General features: G+C 37.1%; 15 protein-coding genes. 1 reads left to right on the top strand and 14 read right to left on the bottom strand.

All coding sequences use genetic code 11. From position 1 onward, the window contains the following. Positions 1-4: 4 nt before the first annotated feature. On the bottom strand, positions 5-1399 hold the full coding sequence (locus IGL13_RS05890; RefSeq protein ID WP_002357694.1) for a 6-phospho-beta-glucosidase: 1395 nt from the start codon (positions 1397-1399) through the stop codon (positions 5-7). 141 nt (positions 1400-1540) lie between these two features. Here IGL13_RS05890 and IGL13_RS05885 point away from each other — a divergent pair, with 141 nt between their 5' ends. After that, a complete protein-coding gene (locus IGL13_RS05885) occupies positions 1541-2539 on the top strand; it encodes a LacI family DNA-binding transcriptional regulator (protein ID WP_002378311.1) in 999 nt (332 codons plus the stop codon). A 35-nt stretch (positions 2540-2574) separates the two neighbouring features. On the opposite strand, the gene IGL13_RS05880 is transcribed toward IGL13_RS05885, so the two are convergent. From IGL13_RS05880 to IGL13_RS05820, 13 genes are all read right to left on the bottom strand, one after another. Further along, entirely contained in the window at positions 2575-3837 is a 1263-nt protein-coding gene (locus tag IGL13_RS05880) for an ABC transporter permease (RefSeq protein WP_002357698.1), read from the bottom strand. Continuing rightward, positions 3830-4729, bottom strand: coding sequence for an ABC transporter ATP-binding protein (locus IGL13_RS05875; RefSeq protein WP_002357699.1), 900 nt, complete (start codon positions 4727-4729; stop codon positions 3830-3832). Before IGL13_RS05875 ends, IGL13_RS05880 begins: the two co-directional genes overlap by 8 nt. Before the next feature lie 104 nt (positions 4730-4833). Next, positions 4834-5091, bottom strand: coding sequence for a DUF3884 family protein (locus IGL13_RS05870; RefSeq protein ID WP_002378312.1), 258 nt, complete (start codon positions 5089-5091; stop codon positions 4834-4836). A gap of 151 nt (positions 5092-5242) precedes the next feature. Continuing rightward, positions 5243-7039, bottom strand: a complete 1797-nt coding sequence (uvrC, locus tag IGL13_RS05865; protein WP_002357701.1) for an excinuclease ABC subunit UvrC — start codon at positions 7037-7039, stop codon at positions 5243-5245. Positions 7040-7203: 164 nt separating this feature from the next. Further along, positions 7204-7518, bottom strand: a complete 315-nt coding sequence (gene trxA / locus IGL13_RS05860; RefSeq protein ID WP_002357703.1) for a thioredoxin — start codon at positions 7516-7518, stop codon at positions 7204-7206. Between the two features lie 97 nt (positions 7519-7615). Continuing rightward, positions 7616-9982 (bottom strand): endonuclease MutS2, encoded by a 2367-nt coding sequence (locus IGL13_RS05855; RefSeq protein WP_002378313.1) that lies wholly within the window; start codon positions 9980-9982, stop codon positions 7616-7618. 110 nt (positions 9983-10092) lie between these two features. Next, on the bottom strand, positions 10093-10641 hold the full coding sequence (locus IGL13_RS05850) for a CvpA family protein (protein WP_002357705.1): 549 nt from the start codon (positions 10639-10641) through the stop codon (positions 10093-10095). Between the two features lie 19 nt (positions 10642-10660). Then, a complete protein-coding gene (zapA, locus tag IGL13_RS05845; protein WP_002357706.1) occupies positions 10661-11104 on the bottom strand; it encodes a cell division protein ZapA in 444 nt (147 codons plus the stop codon). A 268-nt stretch (positions 11105-11372) separates the two neighbouring features. Continuing rightward, a complete protein-coding gene (locus tag IGL13_RS05840) occupies positions 11373-13475 on the bottom strand; it encodes a heavy metal translocating P-type ATPase (protein ID WP_002378314.1) in 2103 nt (700 codons plus the stop codon). A 121-nt stretch (positions 13476-13596) separates the two neighbouring features. Further along, positions 13597-14601, bottom strand: a complete 1005-nt coding sequence (locus IGL13_RS05835; protein ID WP_002401510.1) for an ATP-binding cassette domain-containing protein — start codon at positions 14599-14601, stop codon at positions 13597-13599. Next, positions 14598-15269 (bottom strand): molybdate ABC transporter permease subunit, encoded by a 672-nt coding sequence (gene modB, locus IGL13_RS05830; RefSeq protein ID WP_002360415.1) that lies wholly within the window; start codon positions 15267-15269, stop codon positions 14598-14600. Before modB ends, IGL13_RS05835 begins: the two co-directional genes overlap by 4 nt. A gap of 8 nt (positions 15270-15277) precedes the next feature. Next, complete coding sequence (gene modA / locus IGL13_RS05825) at positions 15278-16078, bottom strand: molybdate ABC transporter substrate-binding protein (protein WP_002357711.1); 801 nt, start codon at positions 16076-16078, stop codon at positions 15278-15280. Between the two features lie 18 nt (positions 16079-16096). After that, on the bottom strand, positions 16097-17068 hold the full coding sequence (locus IGL13_RS05820; RefSeq protein ID WP_002357712.1) for a molybdopterin-binding protein: 972 nt from the start codon (positions 17066-17068) through the stop codon (positions 16097-16099). Position 17069 lies beyond the last annotated feature (1 nt).

Genomic DNA, 17069 nt, shown 5'->3' with positions numbered 1-17069 from the left:
TTTTTTAATTACTTTTCATTAATTCGGCCACATATGTGACTGTTTCTGGTTGTGTTTCTTCAATTTTATTAATCGCATCTGCAAAATTCGGTAAATGCGCTTTGTGGGCAATTAATAATTCGTCCAACAAGGTCTTCGCCATGACGCCGCCAGGAACTAATGGATTAATAGTGAAAGCATGCAATGCTGCGCCGTAATCACCATTGATGGCTGCTCGAATAACCGTTTCTTCCATAGCTTTCATATTTTGAATAATTCCTCGTGCTGCTGGCGGAAAGGCCCCCCAGTTGTAAGGTTCATGGCCATGAGCTGTCACAGGTCCAGATACTTCTACAACACAATCATACGGTAAATCAGTAATTGTCCCATTATTTTCAGTAGAAACAACCATATCCGTTCGTTTATCATTATAAATTGATGCAATCATTTCACAAGCTGCATCGCTATAGTGTGTGCCGCCCCGTTCTTCTAATTCTTTTGGTTTGTAATCTAGTTTGGGATCTTTATACAATTCAAACAGACGACCTTCCGTTTCTTTAACCACTTGTGCTCTTGTTTCGCCCCGTTCATACTCTTCGATGGAATGCTTCAACATCTCATCTTCAATATAATAATAGCGATGATAACCACATGGTAACATTCCTAAATCTTTTAACTGTTCATAATGGAACGGCGCATCAAAAATATTTTTCAAATGACTTTCTTGCTCTTGCTTAGGTCCGTAAATTAAATCAATGAGTTCTTGTGTTCGCTCTTGTCCTTCTTTGTCCCAAACACGGTGCCAATGGAAATGATTAATTCCAGCAAATTTAAAGAATAAGTCTTCTTCTGGAATTCCCAGCATTTCGGCCGCTTGTTTTCTATGACCAATCGGCACATTACATAAGCCAACTGTTTTTTTCCAACCGCCATGTTTAATTGCAGCTTCCGTAACCATTCCAGCTGGATTAGTAAAATTCACTAACCAAGCATCTGGGCAAAGACGTTTCATATCGTCAATAATAGCTAAAATGACAGGAATTGTTCGAAATGCTTTAAACATTCCTCCCGCGCCATTTGTTTCTTGGCCTAATACCCCATGGGACAAAGGAATCCGTTCATCTTTAATGCGGGCATCTAATAATCCTACACGAAACTGTGTTGAAACAAAATCCGCCCCTTTTAAGGCGGCTTCACGGTCCAATGTTAAATGAACTTCCCAATCTAAACCAGCAGCTTTAATCATGCGCTTCGCCATTGCACCTACGATTTCCAATTTTTCTTTACCAGCTTCAATATCGACTAACCAAATTTCCTTAATTGGCAGTTCATCTTTTCTTTTAATGTATCCTTCAATTAATTCAGGTGTATAACTAGAACCGCCACCAATTGTTGCAATTTTTAATGCTCCTCTTGTCATCCGTCTTCTTCCTCCTTGATTAAATTGTTATCGTTTACATCTTTAGGATAAATTATGGGAATGTTCCCATGTCAAGCACTATTTTCAAAAAAATGTATGCTATACTTCTTATAAGAATACATTCCACTTTGGAGGTAAAAAATGACGTCTATCATTGATGTAGCAAAAGTTGCCGGTGTCTCGAAATCGACTGTTTCTCGCTTAATTTCTGGAAAAGGATATGTGAGTGCCGATAGTCAAGAAAAAATTCTCAAAGCAATGAAAGAATTAAATTATACCCCGAATTATGTGGCGCGGAATTTACGAGCAGGTGCCACAAAAACCATTGGCTTTTTAGCCCCTAGCTATTTAGGTTCCTTAGGTATTTTCTTGAATCGCTTTATTTCAATTGCCAAAAAATACAATTATTCCGTAACCTTATTTTTTACAGATGGCGATCAGCAGAAAGAAATTGATGCCTTGAACCAATTAAAATACAAACAATTAGATGGCTTGTTTTTATTGACACGAACAAATGAATGGTCGGTGATTGAGCCTTACAGCGCGTATGGCCCTTTAGCAACCTGGCATCGTATCGATTCACCTAATATATACTCTTCCTACATTGATCATTACTCTGGTTATTATCGTTCCTTAGAATATTTACAACAACAAGGATACCAAAAAATCGGTCATGTCCTCGGTAATCCCGAAAATTTAAACACGCACGCACGAAAACGTGCAATGAAAGATTTTTATGAAAACACTCAGGCACCTTGGCAAGCTGAGTGGCTGATTAATGATCAGTATACTGACCATTCTGGTCGCAAAATTGCCCATTACTGGCAACAATTAACCGACAAGCCAGAAGCTTTAGCCTTTTATAATGATCACGTAGCAGCTGAGTTTATTTCAGAACTTGAAAATCTAAATTATGCCGTTCCTCGCGATGTCGCTGTCATTGGCTTTGATAATAGTTATGTCAGTGAGTTGATGCATATTACGACTGTTGATTATGCCATTCAGTATCAAGCCGAAAACTCATTTATTTACCTATACAACCAATTAAATCAGACGAACATTCCTGAAAAAAAATTAACCGTTCGTCTAGTTGAACGACGAACGGTGCCTAAAAAAGACCCGGCAGATCAGTCACTTTGACTGATTTACCGGGTCCTTTTAGAGTTAAACAAAAATTATTTATGCTTTTGTTCATTTTTTAAAATAGAAATTGACTGTTTTAAGGATTGAATCATGCCGCCTTCGCTGTATACAAGAACGTTTGATTTGTATAAACGAGCAGAGAAGATTGTTAAAATAATTCCAAAGACTGCCAAAATCACTAATGAGACAATTGCTTCCATTGTTGATGCCGTTTCGGTCGCCAAGCGTACTGGCATGATATATGACGAAATCAGTGGAATAAAGGAAGTTACTTTCACCACGATATTCTGTGGATCATTCGTTCCAAACGTAATGCCAATCATATAACCGATTAAACCAATATACATGATGGGCTGAACTGCTTTTGCTGTATCCTCTGGTTTGGAAACAAGAGAACCACAAAGTGCTGCCAAAACAGCAAAAACGAGAATACCAATAATGAAAAAGCCTAATGTAAAAATAAAGGTTGATGAAAAAATACTTTGTGGTGAAATACCACTTAATAGACTTTTCATAAAATCAAGATTTTTCAATTGAGAATAGCCGAGAACAAACGCCACTCCGTAAATGAAAATTTGTGTTAAAGCTACTAGAATAACCCCAGTTAATTTGCCATAAAAATGGGTTTGCGCTTTTGTACTAGAGAGAATAACTTCCATGATTCTAGTGCCTTTTTCAGAAGCAATCTCTTGGGCAATAATTGAAGAATAACTGCTGATGAAGACAAATAACAAAATTGTTATCCCCATTGCTAACGCCATTTGAATCCCTGTGTTATCTTCTCCTGTTTTTATTTTGCCATTTTCATCAAAACTAATTTTGGCTTTTTTAAATGTTGCTTGTTGATTCAACATGGCAACTTGCTCAGCTGTTAGGTTTAAACGATTGGCATTCGCCATTGTTTGTAATTGGTTTAACATTTGAGGGATTAGCATCTCGGTTGCATTTCCTAAAGAGCGTTCAGAGTAAAGCTGACCAGAAATCTGATTATCTGTAGTGTCCAAAAGTAAATAGGCATCAATTTTCTCGTCTTTTAATTGTTCTTGGGCCTTTTTCTCAGAAGAAACAGCTTTGAAAGAAAAGTCCTCTGTTTTATTCTTTGTCAACTCTTTAACCAACGCTTGGTTTTCCGAAACCAGACCAATGGTAGTATCTCCTGAAAAACCGCTAGCTAGAGAGCCCGCTAAGTAAACAATTCCTACAAGAAGAAATGGCGCTAAAATCATGATTAAGAAAGACAGCGACTTCACATTTTTCTTATAGACATCAGTCGCAATAATCCAAAATTTACTCATCTTGCCCACCTACTTTCATTTTGAAAATTTCTTCCAATGTTGGTGGTTGTTGATTAAACATTGGAATGTAGCCGTTGGCTGTCGCTTTATCAAACAACACTTTGCCCACTTCAGCGTTTTCTAATGTCGCTTCTAAGACGCCATCTTGTCGCAAGTGCGCTTCTTTCACACCTGCTGTAGCAGCAACTTCCTCAACAGATAACGGTGATTCTAAAAATAATTTTGTTCGACCAAATTGTTGTCGAATTTCATGAACCTGACCATCTAAAACCATGCGTCCATTTTTTAACATGACTAAATGGTCACAGATTTTCTCCACATTGTCCATATTATGACTGGAAAAAATGACACAAGAACCTTGATTTTTCAATTCAATAATGCCGTCTTTTAATAATTCTGCATTAACTGGATCCAAGCCACTGAATGGTTCGTCTAAAATAATTAACTTCGGTTCATGAATAAGTGTCGCAATCAATTGAACTTTTTGTTGATTTCCTTTTGATAAAGATTTAACTTTATCTGTTTTTTTGCCTTTAACTTGAAATTTTTCCATCCAAAAGTCAATTTTAGGTTCAATTTCTTTTTTAGTTTTCCCCCGCAATGAAGCGAAATAAATTAGTTGGTCTTCAATCGTAATTTTAGGATATAAACCCCGTTCTTCTGGTAAATAACCAATAATATTGTATTCTTTTTCGTTTAATGGTTGACCATTCCATAAAACTGACCCGCTATCTTGTGTTAAAAAATTTAAAATCAAGCGAAATGTAGTTGTTTTCCCGGCACCATTTTGGCCAATTAATCCTAAAATTTTCCCGTCCGGTATCGTAAAGGATACATGATCAACTGCTTTAAAATCCCCAAAGGTTTTGACTAACTCTTTTACCTCTAACACATAAACGCCCCCTTCACTTTTTCTAAACCGCTGTTTAGTTACTCATATCGTATCTTTCCTGTGTTGGCTTGTCAATGACAATTGTTATGGAAAGATGCTGCACTTTAATCAGACGCTTTATTTTCTGCTAAGCGAAAAAGGCCATCCGTCTCGGCAGAAATATGCACTTCATTTGCGGTCAAGCCTGTGCTTTCATAAAATTTATTTTTAAATTCCTTTGCCGATTTTGATGATTGGCAGGCCCAAATTCGACCTGTACGATTCAGCCACGTCCCCAATTCATTCATTAAACGCTCATCAATCAGTAATTGATTTGGTACTTTTTTAAATTTTATTTGATAAACGGGTGTTAGTATTTTCATGATCAGACGTCCTCTCTTTTAAGTTAGTATTAGTATATCACGAAAGAAATCGTTATCATATTTTCTTGAGAGTTCAACTTTTCATGAAAAAATTGAATAAAAAAACCAGACAAATTAGGAAAAGCACCTAATTTGTCTGGTTCATTTTCATTTATTTTTCTATCTCAGAGGTTGTTTCTTGGTGCAAATGACGATACACATTCTTTGCGACAGTTTCAGGTAACCCAGCTTTTCTTAATTCTTCAACACTGGCTGCCGTAATATTTTTAAGCGATTTAAATTCTTTTAAAAGATTTTTTTTGCGTTTTGGTCCCAAACCTTCAATGTTATCTAATTTGGAAGCAAAACTATTTTTACTACGTAATTGACGATGGAATGTGATGGCGAAACGATGGACTTCATCTTGGATTCGTTGCAACAAGAAAAATTCTTGTGAGTTTCTTTCCAATGGTACAACTTCTAAGTTTGGACCAAATAAAAGTTCACTCGTTTTGTGCTTGTCGTTCTTGGCTAATCCAGCTACAGGAATATCGACTCCTAGTTGATTGGCTAACACATCTTTAGCAACATCGACTTGACCTTTACCACCATCGATTAAAATTAAATCAGGAAAAGGCAAGCCTTCTTTTAAAACTCGTGAATATCTGCGATAAATGACTTCTCTCATAGAAGCGTAATCATCAGGACCTTGGACGGTTTTTATTTTATATTTTCGATACTCATTTTTAGCTGGCCGTCCGTCAATAAACACAACCATCGCAGAAACAGGGTTTGTTCCCATAATATTTGAATTATCAAATGCTTCAATTCGAATGGGCGCAGGTATGTTCATCGCATTGCCTAATTTTTCAACTGCGCCAATTGTTCGTTCTTGTTTCCGTACAATCAAATCGAATTTTTCATTTAGAGCAACTGCAGCATTTTTACTGGCTAATTTAACCAGTTTTTTCTTTTCTCCCCGTTGCGGCTGCAAGACTTTCGTAGCTAATAAAGCTTCGACGCTTTCTTTATCAATGTCATCAGGAATCAAGACTTCTTTTGGCACAAAATGCTCATTCTCTTGATAGAATTGTCCAATAAAAGTTAAAAATGCTTCACTGGCATCATCGTAAAATGGGAAAATCGATACATCACGTTCGATTAATTTTCCTTGTCTGACAAAGAATACTTGGACACACATCCAGCCTTTATCAACAGCATAACCAAACACATCACGATCAATTAAATCTACATTCGTCATTTTTTGGCGGGTCATAACTGTTTCAATCGCTTTAATTTGATCGCGAAATTCTGCAGCTTTTTCAAATTCCATATGTGCAGCTGCATAAGCCATTTTTTCTTGTAAGCGGTCCTGAATTTCTGTATGTCCACCAGAGAGAAACCCTTTAATCTCTTCCACCATATCTTTGTAGACTTGCGGATCCACATCAAAAGCATAGGGACACAGACATTGTCCTAAATGATAATACAAACAAGGTGTTTTTTGCGACGGATTACATTTTCGCAAAGGAAAAAGCCGATCTAACAGTTTCTTTGTTTCATTCGCTGCATTTACATCTGGATATGGCCCGAAATATAACGCTTTATCTTTTAAAACCTTTCGAGTAATCATTAAACGAGGATATTTTTCGTTTGTGATTTTAATAAAAGGATAGGTTTTATCGTCTTTTAACATGATGTTATATTTGGGATTATTTTTATGGATTAAATTAATTTCTAATAAAAGTGCTTCAATATTCGATTCTGTCACAATATATTCAAAATCATCGATTTCACTGACTAATCGTTCTGTCTTAGTATCATGGCTACCACGAAAATAAGACCGGACACGGTTTTTCAAAATTTTGGCTTTCCCAACATAGATAATCGTGCCGTTTTTATCTTTCATTAAATAACAACCAGGTTGATCAGGAAGCAGTGCTAATTTATTTTTTATTCGTTCGTTCATACGATACTTCCTTTCTAACAAAATGCTTCATCTATTATACACCTCTTTTTGTAATTAAACAAAAAAAGCCGCTACTTTATGTACGAAAGAAACAGCCTGAAAAGACAATCGCTAATGATTTCTCTTCAGACTGAATCAGACTATTCGTAATGACTAATCAACGTTTATAAGTGTTTGGCAATCATTGCTTGCAATTGGTCTTTTGTATGAACACCGACTGCTTTTTCAACAACTTCGCCATCTTTTTTCAATAGCAATGTTGGGATGCTCATGATTCCAAAACTTGCTGGTGTTGCAGGATTTTCATCCACATCCATTTTGACGATTTTCACTTCGTCTTCATCATATTCTTCAGATAATTGTTCTAAGATGGGTGCTTGCATACGACAAGGGCCACACCAAGTTGCCCAAAAGTCGATTAAGACTAATCCTTCATCTGTTTCTGTTGCAAAATCTTTATCGGTAATTGCTTGTGTCATTTCACAAACCTCCTACTCTTTACTCTTATTACATGCTTAGTATAACACGTCATCTCTAAGATAGCGAATGTTCTGCTTACTTATTGTAAGTCTTTATTTATTGGAATTTCACGACAGTCGCACCATTACCACCTTGGTTTTGTGGCGCAAATTCATAGCTTTTCACACTACGGTGATTTTTTAAAAATTCCGTTATTCCAGTTCTTAATGCACCTGTTCCTTTGCCGTGAACAATGGTTACTTGTGGATAGCCCGCTAGAATCGCAGCATCAATGTATTGGTCAACTTCTGCCAATGCTTCTTCGTAGCGTTTTCCACGTAAGTCTAGTTGTGTGCCAACATGACTGCTTTCTGCAGAACGAACCGTTGTAACTCTTGGTTTTGCTTCTTTTTGTGGAGCGACAGGCGTCATATCCTCTTCAGATACGTTCATTTTTAAAATGCCTAATTGGACTTGCCATTGTCCTTTGCCGTTGTCTTTTAATAAGGTCCCTCGTTGGCCGTAAGTATTGACAATTACTTCATCGCCAGCTTTTAATTTTTTCTGTTCTTTCGCCTTCTTCAGCACTTTGTTTTTAGCAAGCTTGGTTTCTTCGTGGTGTAATTGAGAAAGTTGTGTTTTCGCATCAATTAACTGATGTTCTTTGACACCACCTTGTTGGCCACTTTCCAATTGCATTTTGCGAATATCAGAAATAATGGTTTCTGCGTTTTCTTCCGCTTCTGCAATAATTTTATTCGCTTCTTTCCGCGCTTTTTGTAATTCTTTTTCTCGTTCTTCAAAAAATACTTGATAGGCTTCTTTCAGTTCTTTATGCAAAGCGGCCGATTCATCGACATAGTGGCGAGCTTCTAAATATTCAGTTTCGGCCATTTTGCGACGGTTTTCCAAGTCTTCAATCATTTCGTTTAAATCTTGACTTTCACCGTCCATTATTTGTTTTGCAGCTTCAATAATACTGTTGTCTAATCCAAGACGTTTCGAAATTTCAAAAGCATTACTTCGGCCAGGCACGCCAATTAATAAACGATAGGTTGGACTCAAAGTATCTACATCAAATTCCATACTGGCATTGATTGTTCCAGCTCGATTATAGCCATACACTTTTAATTCAGGATAATGGGTTGTTGCCATCACATAGGCTCCTTTAGCACCCAATGAATCTAAAATGGCAATCGCTAAAGCGGCTCCTTCTTGCGGATCTGTCCCAGCACCTAATTCATCAAATAGTACTAAACTTTGATGATCGACTTTCTTTAAGACAGACACGATATTCGTCATATGTGAAGAGAAAGTACTTAAACTTTGTTCAATCGATTGTTCATCCCCGATATCCGCAAATACTTCTGTAAAAATCCCCATTTTACTTTCTTCTTCAACTGGAATAGGTAATCCAGCTTGACCCATTAATTGTAAAAGACCTAACGTTTTCAGAGTAATGGTTTTCCCGCCGGTATTAGGCCCTGTAATCACAATTGCTTGATATTCTTCTCCAATCACAATGTCATTGGCTACAGCTTTTTCTGGATCCAATAGCGGGTGCCGGGCTTGTTTAAAAACTACATGATTTGCTTGACTAATTTCTGGAACAACTGCTTTTAGTTCTTTTCCTAGTCGTGCCTTAGCATTAATAAAATCAAGTTTACCGATGACATAAGCATTATGCGTAATTTCACGGCGATAAGGGACCAACTCGGCCGACAGTTCTGCCAAGATGCGAGTAATCTCATTTCTTTCGGCAATTTGTTGTTGTCGCAAGCGATTATTCATTTCTAAAATTTGTTTAGGTTCAATAAATAAGGTTTGACCTGAAGCACTTTGGTCGTGAACCACGCCACCAAAAACATTTTTATATTCTTGTTTGACTGGAATCACGTAGCGTTCATTTCGCATAGTAACAAGGGCATCACTCAGATAACGTGCGTTTTTCCCACGAATAATACTATCTAGTTCTTCTCGAATGGTCTGCTCACTACGACGAATATTTTGCCGAATTGCCTTTAAGGCTGGCGAAGCTTCATCTGTGACGTAGCCATCATCATCAATGGCTTGTTTGAGTTGGCGATTTAATTCAGGCAAAACTTCTAGTTGCTCTCGCCACATATATAAACGTTCAAAATCAACTTCATTTTCACTTAACTCATCAAAAAAACGAGTCAGTTCTGAAGTAGTCGACAAGACACGGCCTACTTGTGCTAATTCTATGCCATTTAAATCCGCACCAATTTCAATCCGTTTCATGTGTGGTTGGATATTTTCTAATTTAGGAATGGGGATTCCACCACGTAATCGTTGAACTTTTAAACCATCCTGTGTTTCATTTAGCCATGATTGAATTTTATTTTCATCAGCAATTGGTAATAATTCCGAAACTTCGTTTGTCCCCTGAGCTGTCACAATAAATTGCAACAACTGTTGTTTTACTTTATCAAACCCTAATGTTGATAGAATACGCTGATTCATTTTTCCACCTACTTTTCTAACTTTTTCATTTGTTGAAAAGACTGAGACATAACATAAGAAGTTTCGCTTTGCTCACTTACTTCTTATCTCTATCTCAGTCCCATTCAGCTTTATTTCGTAATTGGTTCAACCCATAATTCATATGCTTGTTTTGTTAGAATTGGGGTATTTTTTACAATGCCTCGTGCCAAGCCACTTGACCGAAACTGATTTTGGACAATATCTGACGGAATCATTGACGCCGTAGCTAACACTAGAAAAAGACCCACGTATAATACAAGAACACTTAATACGCCACCTAATAGTCCATTTACCTGTTTCAAAACTGGAATAAATGTTAATCCATGTAAAAAGATCGCTAAAAAGCGAACGACTAACCAGCCTGCAAACAGCAATAATAGAAACGCAACCGCTGAATAAAAGGCTTTGTCCAAGTCTAAAGAAATCTCTTGATTAAAAAAGACAAGCTTTGACGTTGGCGTAACCGATGGATATGGAATATACAATTCTAAATGAGAAGCGACCTCTTTGTAATAGGTACGAGCAACAAAATATGAAATTAAGTAACCCACTGAATAGAGCACTTGTAAAATCAAGCCTCGTTTAGCTCCTGTATAAAATCCAAAGGCTAAAAGTAATAAAATAAGTATTGTTAACATCTTGTCATCCTTTCAGGAACTACTCCGAAACACCTTTATTTTGAATCTGCTGTTTTCGATTTTCATTCAAAATTTGTTGGGCTTCCACATGATTATGAATTTCTACATCTTCTTGTCCATTCTTTTTCAAAACATCTCGTGCTTCTTCTTCGATAATTTCCATTCGGCGCACACGATTCTCTAATTCAGCCAAACGAATGGTTTTCTGTTTTAAATCTGCTACTTGTTTTTCCAATTTTAAAGCATATTCTTGTTTTTTTAGTTGATCTGAAATTGCATTAATTGCTAATAAAACAGAAGCTTGTTCCGTATCAGTTTGCGGAGAAAGATGTTTAATTTCCGCCAGTTGTTCGTTGACAATTTTTGTGACTAAATCCATATGTTGTTTTGACTCTTGGCCAATAATTGTATACGTATGGTCTGCAATGATTGCTTTATATCGTGTTTTTTCATTTGATGCCATGTTGAGGTTCCCTCCTGTAAATCAATCCATTCTTGCTTATTGTACCATGAAAAAAAAGCGAAGCGCAATTTTCGTACAAATTCTCTCTTATTATATGCCACAAAGCGAAAAATTTAAAGATTTCTTTACAAGAACTCTGGCAATTTAAGAACGAATAGAAATTGTGTAGGAGAAAAAGCGTGGAACAAAAAGTCAAAGTGATTTTTGTCCCACGCTCAAACTCTGATAATCAGCTAAAAATGTTTGTTTCAGCTGTACTTTTTAAGGCTTAGTTATTATCTTTCATCTTTTCTACACGTAAACAACGCATAGCATTTAAAACAGCGATAATAGTTACACCAACATCAGCAAACACTGCTGCTTGCATTGAAGCCAAGCCTAATGCACCTAGTACCAAAACAATGATTTTAACAGCAATCGCAAAGATAATGTTTTGTTTAACAATTCTCAATGTTTTTCTTGATAATTTAATCGCAGAGGCGATACGACTTGGTTCATCATTCATAATCACCACATCAGCAGCTTCAATTGCCGCGTCACTTCCTAAACCACCCATGGCAATCCCAACATCAGCCCGGGCTAAAACAGGTGCATCATTCATGCCGTCACCAACAAAGGCAACTTTGTTTTTAGGTGAGGATGCTTTTAACAACTCTTCTAAACGATCCACTTTGCCATCTGGTAAAAGTTCTGCATAAACTTTGTCAACACCAACTTCTTTTGCAATAGCTTCTGCAACTTGTTGATTGTCTCCAGTCAGCATAACAGTTTGTTTGACCCCTTCAGCTTTTAATTCTTTTATTGCTGAAATGGCGTCTGGTTTCAATTGATCCGCAATCACTAAGTAGCCTGCAAATTGATTATCAATAGCGACAAAAATTAAAGTTCCCGCTTCCTTCACTTCTGGTGCTTCGATACCAAATTGTTTCATTAACTTCGCATTACCGACTAAAACTGTTTTGCCTTCAATTGTGGCTTTGATACCGTGTCCGGCAACCTCTTCAATTGCTGTTGCTGGAACAGTTTCTTTGCCATAGCTTTCTTTAATAGAAATAGCAATAGGATGAGTGGATAATTGTTCTGCTGTTGCTGTTAAACGTAACAACTCTTCTTCAGGTAAAACAACACTAGTTATGTTTTGAACCACAAAATTTCCTTTTGTTAGCGTACCAGTTTTATCAAAAACAATCGTTTCCGTATTCGCTAAAATTTCTAAATAGTTGCTTCCTTTAATTAAAACACCTAGTTTGCTGGCTCCGCCAATTCCACCGAAGAAACTTAAAGGAACAGAAATGACTAGGGCACATGGACAAGAAATAACCAAGAACGTTAATGCCCGATAAACCCATTCATTAATAGAAGTATCAGGGAAAATAAATGGTGGAATCACTGCCAATAGGATAGCTAAAACAACGACAACTGGTGTATAGTAACGAGCAAATTTAGAAATAAAGTTTTCTGCAGGGGCTTTTTTACTGCTAGCATTTTCAACTAAATCTAAAATTTTGCTAACTGTTGAATCCCCAAATTTTTTCGTAACATTAATGGTCAAGGCCCCATTTTTATTGATAAAACCACCTAAGATTTCATCGCCGACTTTGACCGTTCTTGGAACGGATTCACCAGTCAACGCAGAGGTATCTACCATACTTGATCCATCAATAATTTGACCATCTAATGGAACTTTTTCACCTGGTTTCACTAATATTTGTTGCCCAATTTCAATTGTATCTGGAGCGACCGCTTTTATTTGTCCATTTACTAAAAGATTTGCTGAATCTGGACGAATATCCATTAATTTGGCAATTGATTTTCTGGATTGATCAACCGCAGCACTTTGGAACCATTCGCCGACTTGGTAGAATAACATTACTGCCACAGCTTCGGGATATTCCCCAATAAAGAATGCCCCGATCGTTGCCACAGACATTAAGAAATTTTCATCAAACACTTCCCCACGAAAAATATTCGTTACCGCTCGTTTGACAATGTCGCCACCAATTAAGACATAAACGACTAAATAAGATGCCAAAGCAACCCAATTATTACTTGGTTTAATGATAATAAGTGCTAAAAATAAAACAAATGCAATAATGATACGAATTAAGCGATTCTTATTTGGATTACGTCCCTCTTCTTCTTTGACATCTTTTAAAGAAATAACTTTGACATCTGGTTCTAACTTACCAATCACTGCACGCGCTTCATTTTCGACTTCTAAATCATGTCCTGATTCAACTTCCAGTGTCATTTTTTCAGCCATGAAGTCCACACGCGCTTTTTCTACTCCGTGAATTTTTTGGACAGATTTTTCAATTTTGTCTGCACAACTTGCACAATCAAGTCCTTCTAGTTTATAACTCTTTTGCATTTAAACACCTTCACTCCCTATATAATAGCGATTATTCCGTTTACATGAATAATCTTTCATGAATCTATTATAAATGAAGATGCAATCATATGTCAACCGCTTCACGTAATCTTTTTCTATTTTATAGACATAATGGCATAATTGCTGTAGGTGGAATGGATAACTGAGTAATAACTTTCGGATTGAGTCTATTGCTGCCTTTCCACCAAATTTTGGTTTGTTGGTGTTGAAACCAAGCATTTTGTTCAAAAGGTGCTGACAATGTTTGTAAGTGATGCACTTCGATCTGATTGGTTGCCTGCGGTTCTGTTGTGAAATCATGGGCCCGAATACCTATAGAATGACAAGAAATAGGAACTTCTTGTGTAACCATTAGTGTTTGTTGCCAGCCAATCACTTGGACTCTGTGCGCATCTATGCGTTTGACAGGCCAAATATTTTTACAACCAGTGAGTTTAGCTGCTTCAATCGTTTGAGGTTGATTAAATAATTGATTTGTTGCACCAAAAAGTGTTTGGTTTTTTGTGATTATCACTAAACTCTGACATAACTTATACAGTTCATCTAAACTATGACTCACAATTAAGGCATGTTGATTTAAATTACTTAATCGCTGTTGAAGTTCAATTTGCAGCTCTTCCTTTAAGGGTGCATCTAATGCGGAAAATGGCTCATCTAATAACAGGTAAGCCGGCTGAGCCGCTAGCATTCGCGCAAAAGCCACTCGCTGTCTTTGTCCTCCAGAAAGTTGACTAGGATATTGTTGTTGGACTTTAGTTAAGTGAAAAGATGCAAGCAATTGAGTGACCAATTGTAAATCTTTTGTCACGCACGTCAGATTTTCTACTACCGACAAATGAGGAAACAACGCATACTGTTGAAACAAAAGACCAATTTTTCGTTGTTGCGGCGACAAATTGATCTTTTGTTCAGCATCGAATAAGACTTGATCATTTAAAACAATCTGACCTTTATCCGCAGTCTCAACACCCGCAATACATTTTAATAACATACTCTTGCCACAACCAGAAGCACCTAAAATTCCTGTTGTTTGAGTCTTTGTTTCAAACTGAATTTGCAAAGTATGACTTTTCAATTCTTTTTGAATATCAACAATTAATCTCATTCCGATCTTCTCCAAGCGCGCTGACTAAAAAATTCCGTAAAAAATAAAATAATCAGGCAAAGTAATAACATAATTACAACATATTGATTGGCTAAGCGCCAATCCCCACTTGCTACAGCAGAGTAGATAGCTAAAGGAAGCGTTCTTGTTTTGCCAGCAATATTCCCTGCTAACATTGTCGTCGCTCCAAATTCGCCTAACCCACGGGCAAAGGCTAACACGCCACCGGCCAAGAGACCGTTCATCGACAAAGGTAACGCAATTTTTCTAAAATATCGACTTTCCGAAAACCCGAGTGTCTGGGCCACCGCCAACAATTCACTATCCATTTGTTCAAACGCCGTTAAGGCTGAACGATACATTAAAGGAAATGAAACAGCAACGGCAGCAATAACCGTAGCTGGCCACGAAAAAACAACTTGAATGGCAAAAAAATCAAGTAAAAACTGGCCCACTGGTTGCTGAACACCAAAAATAGTTAAGAGAAAAAAACCAAAAACAGTCGGCGGTAAAACTAATGGCAACGTAAATAAACTATTCAAAAGAATTTTTAATTTACGATTTTTCAAACGAAAAACAATATACGCAACGCCTGTTCCTAAAATAAAAGTAAATAAAATGGCGATTATTGCTGTCTGAAAAGATAAAAGAATTGGTCGAACATCCATTTTCCCACCTACTTTGTTAACTTAAAGCCAATATTTTCAAAATATTTTCTGCATTGTTGACTCTGTAAAAAATTTAAAAAAGCATCTGCTGATTTTTGTTTCTTAGAGGCGGCAACTTTACCAACTGGATAGATGATTGGCTTTTTCAAAGCAGCTTCAGGCATGGCCGCAACAATCGCTACTTTTGAATTGGTTGCTGCATCTGTCGCATAAACCAAGCCAGCTTCTGCACTTGCATTAGCCACCCATTCAAGGACTTCTGTTACATTCGTGCCAAAGCTTGCGTGTTTTTCTACATAAGACCAAGCGCCTAAAGCTTTTAAGCCTTCTTCGGCATATTGACCAGCTGGAACACTCGCAGGATCACCAATTGCTATCATTTGGGCCTTTTTTAAATCAGAAAAATCATGCCACTTTGCTTGATCTTGGTTAGGCACAATAAGAACAAGCTGGTTTTCCAATAAAGGAACGACACTTTTCTTATTAATTAGTTTTTCTGCAACCAATGCATTCATTTGTTTTGTCGAAGCTGAGAAAAATACATCGGCTTTTAGGCCTTTTTCAATTTGCATCTGTAATTTTCCAGAACTATCATAGGTTCCAGTTACCTGAATATCTGGATGCTCTTTTTCAAAGGCTGGAATAATTTTCTTCTCCATGACTGATTCTAAGCTAGCTGCTGCCGCAAGGGTTATTTCTTCTTTTTTTGTTGAAACTGTTTCTTTTTGCGGCTGATTTGTACATGCAGCAATTAGGGCAACTAAACTGAATAAACTAAGCAAGAACACAGTCTTTTTTTGTTTAGACATTTGAACGCCTCTTTTCTTTTATAAATACCCGCCATAACTCAAGTCAATAATTTCAGATTTTTTAATCACTTCTTTGGCCATTAATCTTGGTAACAACAAATCAAAAACCGTTTTTTCTGAAAATAAAACACCACCTGGTAAGCCAATGATCGTCTGCTCTCCTTTATAAGCTAGCAAAAACATTGAGCCTGGTAAGACTGGTGTCCCATGGGTTACGATTTCAGCACCTGTCTGCTTAATTGCTAACGGTGTCAAATCATCAGGATCTACACTCATACCACCTGTACAAACAATCAGATCAAGCCCTTGTGCTAACATCTTTTTGATCGCAACAGTAATTTTTTGCGGCTGATCATCGACAATTTCTTGCTTGACAATCGTAACTAAAGGATACGCGGAGAACTTGGCTTTTAACACAGGGTAAAAAGCATCCTCAACCAATCCTGTGTAAACTTCACTGCCAGTAGTTACAATCCCGACCCGTATTTTTTTGAAAGGTTTCACAGAGATTAGTGGCTCAGACGTGCTGAACTGGCGTGCCTTTTCTAATTGGCTTTTAGAAATTGTTAGTGGAATCACTCGAAAGGCTGCAACTTTTTCATCTTTCTGAACTTCTATATTGGTAACTTTAGTTGACAAGGCGAGACCTTCAATTTCATTTAAAGCAATTAATTTTTCTCGATTGACTTTTAAAAGGCCTCTCGTGCTAGCTTTAGCAACAATTTTTCCTTCATGGACTTCACTCGGCTGACATGAGTCATCTGTTAACAGGTTATACAAAAATGTCGCTGCCTCTTCTTCATGTATTTCTGCTGGATCCAAGGAAACAAACAGATGTTTTTTCCCTAATGATAAAAGAATTGGAATATCTTCTTGAACAACTATATGTCCTTTTTTAAAACACACTTCCTTGGTCTTTCCATAGTCAATTCGCGTAATATCATGACTCAACGGAAGGCCAACTGCCTCTTCTGTTCGAATTGTTTTCATG

This window comes from Enterococcus sp. DIV1937 (assembly GCF_050535975.1).
GTDB lineage: Bacteria > Bacillota > Bacilli > Lactobacillales > Enterococcaceae > Enterococcus > Enterococcus faecalis.
The sequence above is the reverse complement of the archived record's forward strand: the minus strand, read 5'-3'. Positions and strand labels throughout refer to the sequence as shown.

Bases quoted from the DNA above. Each gene is read 5' to 3' on its own strand.
- IGL13_RS05890 (WP_002357694.1), bottom strand. From the start codon at position 1,399: ATGACAAGAGGAGCATTAAAAATTGCAACAATTGGTGGCGGTTCTAGT.
- IGL13_RS05885 (WP_002378311.1), top strand. From the start codon at position 1,541: ATGACGTCTATCATTGATGTAGCAAAAGTTGCCGGTGTCTCGAAATCG.
- IGL13_RS05880 (WP_002357698.1), bottom strand. From the start codon at position 3,837: ATGAGTAAATTTTGGATTATTGCGACTGATGTCTATAAGAAAAATGTG.
- IGL13_RS05870 (WP_002378312.1), bottom strand. From the start codon at position 5,091: ATGAAAATACTAACACCCGTTTATCAAATAAAATTTAAAAAAGTACCA.
- uvrC (WP_002357701.1), bottom strand. From the start codon at position 7,039: ATGAACGAACGAATAAAAAATAAATTAGCACTGCTTCCTGATCAACCT.
- trxA (WP_002357703.1), bottom strand. From the start codon at position 7,518: ATGACACAAGCAATTACCGATAAAGATTTTGCAACAGAAACAGATGAA.
- IGL13_RS05855 (WP_002378313.1), bottom strand. From the start codon at position 9,982: ATGAATCAGCGTATTCTATCAACATTAGGGTTTGATAAAGTAAAACAA.
- IGL13_RS05850 (WP_002357705.1), bottom strand. From the start codon at position 10,641: ATGTTAACAATACTTATTTTATTACTTTTAGCCTTTGGATTTTATACA.
- zapA (WP_002357706.1), bottom strand. From the start codon at position 11,104: ATGGCATCAAATGAAAAAACACGATATAAAGCAATCATTGCAGACCAT.
- IGL13_RS05840 (WP_002378314.1), bottom strand. From the start codon at position 13,475: ATGCAAAAGAGTTATAAACTAGAAGGACTTGATTGTGCAAGTTGTGCA.
- IGL13_RS05835 (WP_002401510.1), bottom strand. From the start codon at position 14,601: ATGAGATTAATTGTTGATATTCAAAAAGAATTGAAAAGTCATACTTTG.
- modB (WP_002360415.1), bottom strand. From the start codon at position 15,269: ATGGATGTTCGACCAATTCTTTTATCTTTTCAGACAGCAATAATCGCC.
- modA (WP_002357711.1), bottom strand. From the start codon at position 16,078: ATGTCTAAACAAAAAAAGACTGTGTTCTTGCTTAGTTTATTCAGTTTA.
- IGL13_RS05820 (WP_002357712.1), bottom strand. From the start codon at position 17,068: ATGAAAACAATTCGAACAGAAGAGGCAGTTGGCCTTCCGTTGAGTCAT.